Source organism: Stenotrophomonas sp. P5_B8, from assembly GCF_054049855.1.
The window spans coordinates 1-10,496 of record NZ_JBFULO010000116.1 but is presented as its reverse complement, the minus strand read 5'-3'; the positions used below and the strand labels follow the sequence as shown (position 1 = coordinate 10,496).

9 protein-coding genes are annotated in these 10,496 nt (G+C 68.0%); all 9 read left to right on the top strand.

The genetic code is table 11. The annotated features are described in order from the left end of the window. Positions 1-189 precede the first annotated feature (189 nt). The gene (gene prmB / locus ACXJKH_RS08775) at positions 190-1,119 is read left to right on the top strand and encodes a 50S ribosomal protein L3 N(5)-glutamine methyltransferase (RefSeq protein WP_457319136.1); all 930 of its coding nucleotides are present in this window, start codon (positions 190-192) and stop codon (positions 1,117-1,119) included. Further along, on the top strand, positions 1,116-2,219 hold the full coding sequence (gene aroC / locus ACXJKH_RS08770; protein WP_457319135.1) for a chorismate synthase: 1,104 nt from the start codon (positions 1,116-1,118) through the stop codon (positions 2,217-2,219). Before prmB ends, aroC begins: the two co-directional genes overlap by 4 nt. After that, entirely contained in the window at positions 2,212-3,267 is a 1,056-nt protein-coding gene (locus tag ACXJKH_RS08765) for a 2-hydroxyacid dehydrogenase (RefSeq protein WP_457319134.1), read from the top strand. The genes aroC and ACXJKH_RS08765 overlap by 8 nt, the downstream gene beginning before the upstream one ends. Before the next feature lie 171 nt (positions 3,268-3,438). Further along, a complete protein-coding gene (locus ACXJKH_RS08760; RefSeq protein WP_457319133.1) occupies positions 3,439-4,464 on the top strand; it encodes an aspartate-semialdehyde dehydrogenase in 1,026 nt (341 codons plus the stop codon). Positions 4,465-4,551: 87 nt separating this feature from the next. Next, positions 4,552-6,582, top strand: coding sequence for a FimV/HubP family polar landmark protein (locus tag ACXJKH_RS08755; RefSeq protein WP_457319132.1), 2,031 nt, complete (start codon positions 4,552-4,554; stop codon positions 6,580-6,582). 103 nt (positions 6,583-6,685) lie between these two features. Beyond that, complete coding sequence (truA, locus tag ACXJKH_RS08750; RefSeq protein WP_256774618.1) at positions 6,686-7,459, top strand: tRNA pseudouridine(38-40) synthase TruA; 774 nt, start codon at positions 6,686-6,688, stop codon at positions 7,457-7,459. Continuing rightward, complete coding sequence (locus ACXJKH_RS08745) at positions 7,456-8,112, top strand: phosphoribosylanthranilate isomerase (protein WP_256774619.1); 657 nt, start codon at positions 7,456-7,458, stop codon at positions 8,110-8,112. Before truA ends, ACXJKH_RS08745 begins: the two co-directional genes overlap by 4 nt. Positions 8,113-8,334: 222 nt before the next feature. Beyond that, entirely contained in the window at positions 8,335-9,015 is a 681-nt protein-coding gene (locus ACXJKH_RS08740; RefSeq protein ID WP_457319131.1) for a hypothetical protein, read from the top strand. After that, positions 9,012-10,496 (top strand): hypothetical protein (locus tag ACXJKH_RS08735; RefSeq protein ID WP_457319130.1); only part of this gene is annotated, 1,485 nt, incomplete at its 3' end. The genes ACXJKH_RS08740 and ACXJKH_RS08735, both read left to right, overlap by 4 nt.

Genomic DNA, 10,496 nt, shown 5'->3' with positions numbered 1-10,496 from the left:
CCCCCCCCCCCCCCCCCCCCCCCCCCCGACCCGGCCAGCAGACAACGCGGCACCGCCGTGGACGTTGACCTTGACCCTGCTTCAGGCCTCCAACGCCCCAACCCCCAACACAACCACTTTCGACTGCAACGGATGCCGGGGGGCATGGGGTCGCCTATAATCGGGGGCCACTTTGTCTGTTGCCTTGCCATGACTGCCGAAACGGCCGCCGAACTCCATACGATCATCGACCTGATCCGCTACGGCACCAGCCGTTTCAACGCCGCCGGGCTGACCTTCGGGCACAGCTACGACAACGCCCTGGACGAAGCCACCCAACTGGTCCTGCACAGCCTGCACCTGCCGCACGACCTCGGTCCGGCCTACGGCGCCGCGCGCGTGACCACCCCGGAGAAGGCCGAGGTCCTGGCCCTGTTCGAACGCCGCATCACCGAACGCCTCCCGGCCGCCTACCTCACCGGTGAAGCCTGGTTCGCCGGCCTCAGCTTCAAGAGCGACAGCCGCGCCCTCGTGCCGCGCTCGCCCATCGCCGAACTCATCGAAACCGGTTTCGAGCCGTGGCTCRCCGGCCGCGACGTCCATCGCGCCCTCGACCTGTGCACCGGCTCGGGCTGCATCGCCATCGCCATGGGCCACTACTACCCCAACTGGGAAGTGGACGGCGTGGACCTCAGCGACGACGCCCTGGCGCTGGCGCATGAGAACAAGGAACGCCTGCAGGCGCACAACGTCACCCTGCTCAAGTCCGACCTGTTCAACGGCCTCACCGGCCGCCATTACGACCTCATCGTCACCAACCCGCCCTACGTCACCAATGACGAAACCGATGCCCTGCCGAAGGAATACTCCTACGAGCCGGAAATGGGCCTGCGTGCGGGTGATGATGGCCTGGACCTGGTGCTCAAGATCCTGCGCGACGCCCCGCTGCACCTCAGCGAAGACGGTCTGCTGATCTGCGAAGTGGGCGAATCCGAGCAGCACCTGATCAAGCTGCTGCCGGAAGTCGATTTTGCCTGGGTCGAATTCAAGGTTGGCCAGATGGGCATCTTCGCCGTCGAATGCCGTGAACTGATCGCCCACAGCGCCCGCATCACCGAACTGGCAGCGCAGCGGCCGTGAGTTCCAACAGCTTCGGCAGACTGCTGACCGTCACCACCTTCGGCGAATCGCACGGTCCGGCGATCGGCTGCGTGATCGATGGCTGCCCGCCGGGGCTGGACATCACTGCCGATGAATTCGCCCACGACCTGCAGCGCCGCGCCACCGGCAAGAGCCGGCACACCTCGGCGCGACGCGAGACCGACGATATCGAGATCCTGTCCGGCGTGTACGAAGGGCGTAMCACCGGCACCCCGATCGCGCTGCTGATCCGCAACACCGACCAGCGCAGCAAGGACTACACCAACATCGCCCAGCAGTTCCGCCCGGGCCACGCCGACTACAGCTACTGGCAGAAGTACGGCATCCGCGACCCGCGCGGTGGCGGCCGCTCGTCCGCGCGCGAAAYCACCATGCGCGTGGCTGCGGGCGTCATTGCCAAGAAGTGGCTGCAGCAGCGCTTCGGCGTGACCGTGCGCGGCTACCTTTCCCAGCTGGGCGAGATCACCCCGACCGGGCACGACTGGTCGGCGGTGGAAGACAACCCGTTCTTCTGGCCGGCCGCCGAACAGGTGCCGGCGCTGGAGAGCTACATGGATGCGCTGCGCAAGTCCGGTGATTCGGTTGGCGCGCGCGTCAACGTGGTCGCCGATGGCGTGCCGCCGGGCTGGGGCGAGCCGATCTACGGCAAGCTCGACGGCGAACTGGCCGCCGCGCTGATGAGCATCAACGCGGTCAAGGGCGTGGAGATCGGCGACGGCTTTGCCAGCGTCACCCAGCGGGGCACCGAACACCGCGACCTGATCACCCCCGAGGGCTTTGCCAGCAACCATGCCGGTGGCATCCTCGGTGGCATCTCCACCGGCCAGCAGGTCACCGCCTCGATCGTGCTCAAGCCGACCTCCAGCCTGCGCCTGCCCGGCGCGACCGTGGACGCCGACGGCAACGCGGTCGAGGTGATCACCACCGGTCGCCACGATCCCTGCGTCGGCATCCGTGCCACGCCCATCGCCGAGGCGATGATGGCGCTGGTGCTGATGGACCAGGCGCTGCGCCACCGCGCCCAGTGTGGCGATGTCGGCGACATCACCCCGCGCATTCCGGGCACGATCGATGGTTGATCGGCGTCCCCGGGTCTGGGTCAGCCAGCCGCTGTTCGATGACGTCGTCGAACAGCTCGGGCAGCATGTCGACCTGGACATGGCCGCCGAGGTCACCCGCTACACGCCGCAGCAGCTGGCCGAGCGGCTGGCAGGCGTGGACGGCGCGCTGATCACCCTCAACGAACGCATCGGCGCGGCCGAGATTGCCAATGCGCCGCAGCTGCGCGCGATCGCCAACGTCGGCGTCGGCTACAACAACCTGGATGTCGAGGCGCTCAGTGCCGCCGGTATCCTCGCCAGCAATACCCCGGACGTGTTGACCGAAACCACCGCCGACCTCGGCTTCGCGCTGCTGATGGCCACCGCCCGGCGCATCACCGAGTCCGAACGCTGGCTGCGCGAGGGCCAGTGGGGCCAGTGGTCGTTCCAGACCATGCTCGGCGCCGACATCCACGGCAGCACGCTGGGCATCCTGGGCATGGGCCGGATCGGGCAGGGCATCGCCCGGCGCGGTGCGCTCGGCTTCGGCATGCGCGTGCTGTACCACAACCGCTCGCGGCTGCCCGAGGCCACCGAGGCCGAGGTTGGCGCGCAGTACGTGGACCTGGAGACCCTGCTCACCCAGGTCGACCACCTGGTACTGGTGCTGCCCTACAACGCCTCCTCGCACCACATCATCGATGCGGACGCGCTGGCGAAAATGAAGCCGAGCGCTACCCTGGTCAACATCGCCCGCGGTGGCATCGTCGACGAGCTCGCGCTGGCCGATGCCCTGGCCAACGGTCGCCTGGCAGCGGCCGGGCTGGACGTGTTCGAAGGCGAGCCCACGGTACGCCCGGAACTGCTGGCCCTGCACAACATCGTGCTGACCCCGCATATCGGCAGTGCCAGCCGGGCCACGCGCCGGGCGATGGTGCAGCTGGCGGTGGACAACCTGACCGCCGCGCTGGGCCTCGGCCCGCATGCCGGCAACCCGCCGAGCGCGATCAACGCCGACGCCGTGAAAGCCGCCGTTGCCGGCGGCGCGACCGTGGGCGCCAAAAACATCGACGACGCAAAACGATAGGGAACCTCCGCGACCAGCAGGCGAGGTTCCCCGAACCCAGCGCGTGGCAGGTACCAACCGTCGGTTGGCACACCCCTTTCAAATTCCGGTAGGTATCAACCGTTGGTTGGTACACATCCCCAAAGCACGGTAGCTGCCGACCGCAGGTCGGCACCCCAACAAGAGGTTCTCATGAACAATCCAGATCGTCGTTTCCACGTCGCCGTCGTCGGTGCCACCGGTGCTGTCGGCGAAACCATGCTGGCCATCCTGGCCGAGCGCAACTTCCCGATCGCCACGCTGAGCCTGCTCGCGTCCTCGCGTTCGGCCGGTGGCGAAATCGACTTCCAGGGCGACAAGATCAAGGTCCAGGACCTGGCCGACTTCGACCCGACCGGCGTGGACATCGCGCTGTTCTCCGCAGGTGGCAGCGTGTCCAAGGAGTTCGGCCCGAAGTTCGCCGCCGCCGGTGCGGTGGTGATCGACAACTCCTCGGCGTTCCGTTACGACGATGACGTGCCGCTGGTGGTCTCCGAAGTGAACCCCGATGCGCTGAAGCACCGCCCGCGCGGGATCATCGCCAACCCGAACTGCTCGACCATGCAGATGCTGGTCGCGCTCGCCCCGCTGCACCGCCAGTACGGCATCGTGCGCATCAACGTGGCCACCTACCAGTCGGTGTCCGGTGGCGGGCGTTCGGCGCTGGAAGAACTCGGCAAGCAGACCGGCCAGCTGCTCAGCTTCCAGCAGATCGACCCGCAGCGCTTCCCGGTGCAGATCGCCTTCAACCTGATCCCGCACATCGACGACTTCCTGGACAACGGCTTCACCAAGGAAGAGATGAAGCTGGTCTGGGAAACCCGCAAGATCCTTGGCGATGACAGCATCCTGGTGAACCCCACCGCGGTGCGCGTGCCGGTGTTCTACGGCCACTCCGAAGCGGTGACCATCGAAACCCGCGACAAGGTCACCCCGGAGGCCGCGCGCGAACTGCTGTCGCGCTCGCCCGGCGTGGAAGTGGTCGACAAGCACGAAGCCGGCGGTTACCCGACCCCGGTCACCCACGCCTCGGGCAACGATGCGGTGTATGTCGGCCGGATCCGCGAGGATCTCTCGCACCCGCGTGGCCTGAACCTGTGGATCGTGTCGGACAACATCCGCAAGGGCGCCGCCCTCAACGCCGTGCAGTTGGCCGAACTGGTCGCCGCCGAAGGCTGATCGCGCAGTGCCGATGGCATGGGGATGCCATCGGCCGCTGCAATTGAACCATCGCCGATCACGGGGGGAGCCGTTATATTGGCCGCCATGAACAACCGGGCTCCGGGCGCATTGCGCCCGCTCAAGTATGTGTCCACGCTGCTGCTGGCCCTGGCCAGCAGCTCCGCCATGGCCCTGGGGCTGGGCGATATCCGGGTGCTGTCCAAACCCGGCCAGCCGTTGCTGGCCGAAATTCCGGTGATTTCGGCCGATCCAGCCGAGCTGCAGAACCTGCGCGTGGCCCTGGCCTCGCCGGTCACCTTCGCGCGGGTCGGGCTGGAACGCCCGGCCGGGCTGGTCAGTGAGCTGCAGTTCGAGCTCACCCAGAACGCGCAGGGGCGGGCGGTGGTGCGGGTCAGCACGCAGGCCCCGGTCACCACGCCCTCGCTGAACTTCCTGATCGAAGCCGATTGGGGCCAGGGCCGCCTGGTCCGCGAATACTCCGCCCTGGTCGATGCGCCCAACAGCGCGTTGGCCGTGGCCGAACCGGAGATCGTCGCCCCGGCCGGCGCGATGTCCAACGCCATCGTGCGCGAGCCCGATCCGGTGCCGACGGCTGAGCCGGCCACCCCGGTTGCAGCCGCCCCCACCCCATCGCGCGCCGTGCCGGTGCCGCCGCGCAACAGCACCCCGCGCGCCCCTGCACCCGCACCCGCACCCGCGCCCGCAAGCGTGGCCGCCGATGGCAGCATCACCGTGCAGCGCGGCCAGACGCTGTCGCAGATTGCCGGCAGCGTGGCGCGCGGGCAGGGCATCAACCGCAACCAGGCGATGATTGCGCTGCTGCGCGCCAATCCCGATGCCTTCATCCGTGGCAACGTGAACCTGCTCAAGCAGGGCGCGGTGCTGCGCAGCCCCGCCGGTGGAAACGCCGCGACGATCGACGCCAATGAAGCGGCGGCGATCGTGCGCGAGCATGCCGCGCAATGGCGCCAGTCGCGTGCAGCGATCCCGCAGCCGGCCAGCAGCGGCGTGGCCGCCAGCCCCGGCCCGGCCACGGCGCCGGCCGCTGCCGGCGGTGCACGGCTGGAGATCGCCCCGGCGGTCGCCGCCACCGACAACAATGCAGGGACAACCACCGGCACCGCTGCCGGTAGTGAGGGTGACATGCTGGGCAACGAACAACTGCGTCAGGCCAAGGAAGATGTCGCCACCCGCGATGCCGAAATCCAGGAGCTGCGCGGCCGCGTGGCCGAACTCGAAAAACTGGAGAAGCAGCAGCAGTCGCTGATCGCGATGAAGGACAGCGACCTGGCCGCGGCCCAGCAGCGCCTGGGCCAGGCCCCGGCTGCGCGCGAGGCCGGCGGTGCGGGCTGGTACTGGCTGGGGTTGGCGGTGCTGTTGCTGGTCGTAGCCGGCTGGGCCGTGGCCCGTCGCCGCAAGCCGTCACCCTTGCCGCCGTTGCGTCGCGACGGACTGGATGCCACCGCCTTGGCGGCGGCGGTGCCCGCGACCGATTACGTCGACGAACTGGCTGCGCAGCAGGAGCCGCACGATGCCGATCCGGTCGAGGACGTCACCGAGGACTACGCAACGCCGCCGGGGTATGTGCTTGATGGTGGACGCCGCGAGCCGGTGTTCAGTCTCGAGCCTGAGCCGGGTTACCGCGCCGCCGCCGTTGATACGGTGGACGGCGTGGACCGCGATATCACCGTCGTCGATGACGTCATCACCGACCCGGACCCCCGCAGCTACGCTGCCGCCGATCTCGATAGTCCGGTCGATCCGACGCCGGTGCACGCGCTGGAGGCCGCCGCGCAGCCCGCGTTCCGCGGCGTGTTCGAATTCCCCGACGAAGGCAACGCAGCCGCCGACGCCCGTGTCGACACCCACCCTGACACCGAGACCGACACCGACACCGCTCACGATGCCCTCGCACCGTTCGACGTCGGCACCGGCAGCGACCTCGACAGCAGCCACGGCGTACCGGCCGCCGGTCGCGATCGCCTGGAACTGGCGATCGCCTACCTGGACCTGGGCGATGCCGAAACCGCGCGCACTCTGCTGCAGGACGTGGTCGCCGCAGCCGATCCGCACAGCCAGGCGCAGGCGCGCGAGCTGCTGGCGCGGCTGGGGTGAGCGCGACCGGTTGAGGCCGCTGGCGGTGTGGGCCGCACGCGACCCGGCCTGAGATTACGACCGGTCGCTCCCGCGCCGGTCCCCGATGCAACAGAGGTTGAGCATGCGTTACGCACTGGGCGTGGAGTACGACGGCAGTGAATACAAGGGCTGGCAGCAGCTGGGCGAAAGCGGTTGTCCCAGCGTGCAGGCCAGCCTGCAGGAGGCGTTGTCCTCGGTGGCCGACGCCCCGATCAAGGTCACCTGCGCCGGCCGTACCGATGCCGGCGTGCATGGGCAATGCCAGGTGGTGCACTTCGACACCGACGTCGCCCGTGATCCACGCGGATGGACCCTGGGCACCACCACCCGCCTGCCGCGTTCGATCGCGGTGCGCTGGTGCGTGCCGGTGGCCGAGGATTTCCACGCGCGTTTCTCGGCGCGGGCCCGGCGCTACCGCTACCGCCTGCTCAACCGCCAGGTACGCCCGGCGCTGCACCGGCAGACCCTGAGCTGGGAGCGACGGCCGCTGGACGCCGGGCGGATGCATGCGGCGGCGCAGGCGCTGCTGGGCGAAAACGACTTCAGCGCCTTCCGCAGCATCCAGTGCGAGGCCCTGCATGCCCGCCGCGAGCTGCAGGCGATCAGCGTCCGGCGCGAGGACGAGGTGGTGGAGGTCTGCGTTCAGGCCAATGCATTCCTTCATCACATGGTGCGCAATATCGTCGGTTCACTGATCCTGGTCGGATCCGGGGACAAACCGGTGTCGTGGATGGGCGAGCTGCTGGCTGGCCAGGACCGCACCGTGGCCGGGCCGACTGCACCGCCGCAGGGATTGGTGTTCGTTGGACCCTTGTACCCCGACAACTGGCAACTGCCCGCCGAGGTCACTTTATGAGCCGCTCTTTCTATCGCACCCGTATCAAGTTCTGCGGCATGACCCGCGCTGGCGATGTCCGCCTGGCGGGGGAGCTGGGCGTGGACGCGGTCGGCTTCATTTTCGCCCGTGAGAGCAAGCGCCGGGTCGCCCCGGCCGAGGCGCGGGCGATGCGGCAGGCGATCGCGCCGATGGTCGATGTGGTGGCTTTGTTCCGCGACAACAGCAAGGAAGAGGTGCGCGAAGTGCTGCGTACCGTGCGTCCGACCCTGCTGCAGTTCCATGGCGAGGAAGACGAGTCGTTCTGCCGCAGCTTCAACATGCCCTACCTGAAGGCCGTGGCGATGGGCGGCCGCGATGAGGTCAACGCGCGCCAGCTGCAACTGCGTTACCCGAGCGCGGCCGGCTTCCTGTTCGACAGCCACGCCCCCGGCGGCGGCGGCGGTACGGGCGTGGCCTTCGACTGGACCCGCCTGCCCACCGGCCTGCACCGGCCGTTCCTGCTCGCCGGCGGGATCACCCCGGACAACGTGTTCGACGCGATCGTGGCGACCCTGCCGTGGGGCGTGGACGTATCCAGCGGCATCGAGTCCGAGCCGGGCATCAAGGACGGCTACAAGATGCGCAAGTTCGTCGAGGAAGTCCGCCGCGCGGACTGCCACGAAGCTGATTGAGCCGTACCGGCCGACCTGTCGTCGGCCCGGGGGCCTTTGCCGACACCCTTTTTCCCTGCTGCGCAACGCGTAGCGGCGTTGCTATGGGCGCACCGCCAAATTTCACGTAGCATCGACAGGACATGGCGCGGCTGGGACGGCGCGTAGACGGGCACGCCGGAGCGCGCGCCCACAGGAGGCAGCCGGGGGAAAGGTCGGCCGCCATCGCAAGGAAGACATGGAATGAACGAGTTCCTCACTGTCGCGTTGACGTTCCCCACGCTGCCTTACAGCATCGTGCTGGCGTTCGCCGTGCTGTACTGGCTGCTGGCCGCGTGCGGCATGGTCGATGACGCCATCGCCCACGACGGCATGGACCTGCACCTGGGCGATGACGGCCTGCACGGTATCTCCGGCATGTTTTCGCGGCTCGGCCTGGGCGGCGCGCCGGTGATGCTGGTGATCGCGCTGCTGGCCTTCTTCGGGTGGACCGCCACCTATTTCGTGCATCTGTTCCTGCTGCAGTCATTGCCGACGCCGTTGCGGTGGCTGGCGGGCAGCGTTACCGCCGTACTTGCGCTGATTCCCGCCGTGCCGCTCAGCGTGATCGTGCTGCGCCCGATCCGACGCCTGCTGCTGCGCCTGCGCCCGGTCGCGCAGGCCTCGCTGCTGGGTCGTGTCGGCGTGGTTGCCTCGCCGCAGGTCACTGCCGGCAGCGGCTACGCCAACGTCGATGACGGCGGCGCCGGCCTCATCCTGCAGGTGCGTTCGCGTGAGGGCGCCACCCTGGTGCGCGGCGAGCGCGTGGTGCTGCTGGACTACGTGGCCGAACACAACCATTACCTGGTGGTGCGTGAAAACGACCACCCCGCGCTTTCCATCCAAGACAGCCTGATCCCGGGCGATAAGGAGATCCACCGATGAGTTTTGCGACCTTGGCCCCGTTCGTGATCGGGGTCGGCATCCTGCTGGTCCTCCTGCTTGGCCTCGCCGGGCTGTTCAAGGCGTTCTATCGCAAGGTGGACCAGGGCGTGGCCCTGATCGTCAACGACATGAGTTCCCAGCCGAAGGTGCACTTCACCGGTGCGCTGATCATCCCGGTGTTGTACCGCGCCGAGCTGATGCGGATCAGCCTGATCACCCTGCAGATCGACCGCCGTGGCAAGGAAGGCCTGATCTGCCGCGACAACATGCGCGCCGACATCGCCGTGGCCTTCTACCTGCGCGTCAACGAAACCCAGGCCGACGTGCTGCGCGTGGCCAAGGCCATCGGCGCCGATCGCGCCTCGGACAAGCACGCGGTCGATGAGCTGTTCAACGCCAAGTTCTCCGAAGCGCTGAAGACGGTCGGCAAGAAATTCGAGTTCACCGAACTGTTCGAGAAGCGCCAGGAATTCCGCGACGAGATCATCGCGGTGATCGGCAACGACCTCAACGGCTACGCGCTGGAAGACGTGGCCATCGATTACCTGGAGCAGACCCCGAAGCTGCTGCTGGACCAGAACAACATCCTCGACGCCCAGGGCATCCGCAAGATCACCGAACTCACCGCCACCCACAACGTGGTGACCAACGAGCTCGAACAGAACGAAAAGCTGGCCATCACCAAGAAGAACGTCGAGGCGCGCGAAGCGCTGCTGGCGCTGGAGCGCCAGCAGGCCGAGGCCGAAGCACGGCAGAAGCGCGAGATCGATACCATCCGCGCCCGCGAGGAAGCCGAGACCGCCAAGGTCCAGGAAGAACAGCGCCAGCTGTCCGAACAGGCCCGCATCGAAGCGCAGGAAGTGATCGAAATCCGCGAGCAGAACCGCATGCGTGAAGTCGAAGTGGCCGAGCAGAACCGCCAGCGCGCGGTGGCCATCGAATCCGAGCGGGTCGAGCGCGCGCGTCAGCTGGAGCAGGTCACCACCCAGCGCGAAGTGCAGCTGCAGGGCGTGGAGCGCGACAAGGTGGTCGAGTCCGGCAAGATGGACGTGGCCAACATCACCCGCGAGCGCATCGCCATCGACAAGACCGTGGCGCAGGAAGAAGAGCGCATCAAGGAAGTGCGTGAAGTTTCCGAGGCCGACCGCCAGAAGCAGGTGCTGATCCTTGAAGCCGAAGGCAAGGCCCAGGAACTGCTGGTGCGCCAGGTCAAGGAAGCGCAGGCCGGCGAGACCGCGGCCAAGCACCGCGCGGTGGAAATCACCACGCTGGCCCAGGCCGAGCACGAGGCGGCCGGCAAGCAGGCCGAAGCCAAGCGCCTGCTGGCCGATGGTACCCGCGCCGAACAGGCCGCCCCCGGACTGGCCGAGGCACAGGTGCGCGAAGCGTCGGCACTGGCCATCGAAAAGGTCGGCATCGCCGAGGCCCGCGTGATCGAAGCCAAGGCCGATGCCAACCTCAAGCAGGGCACCAACGAGGCC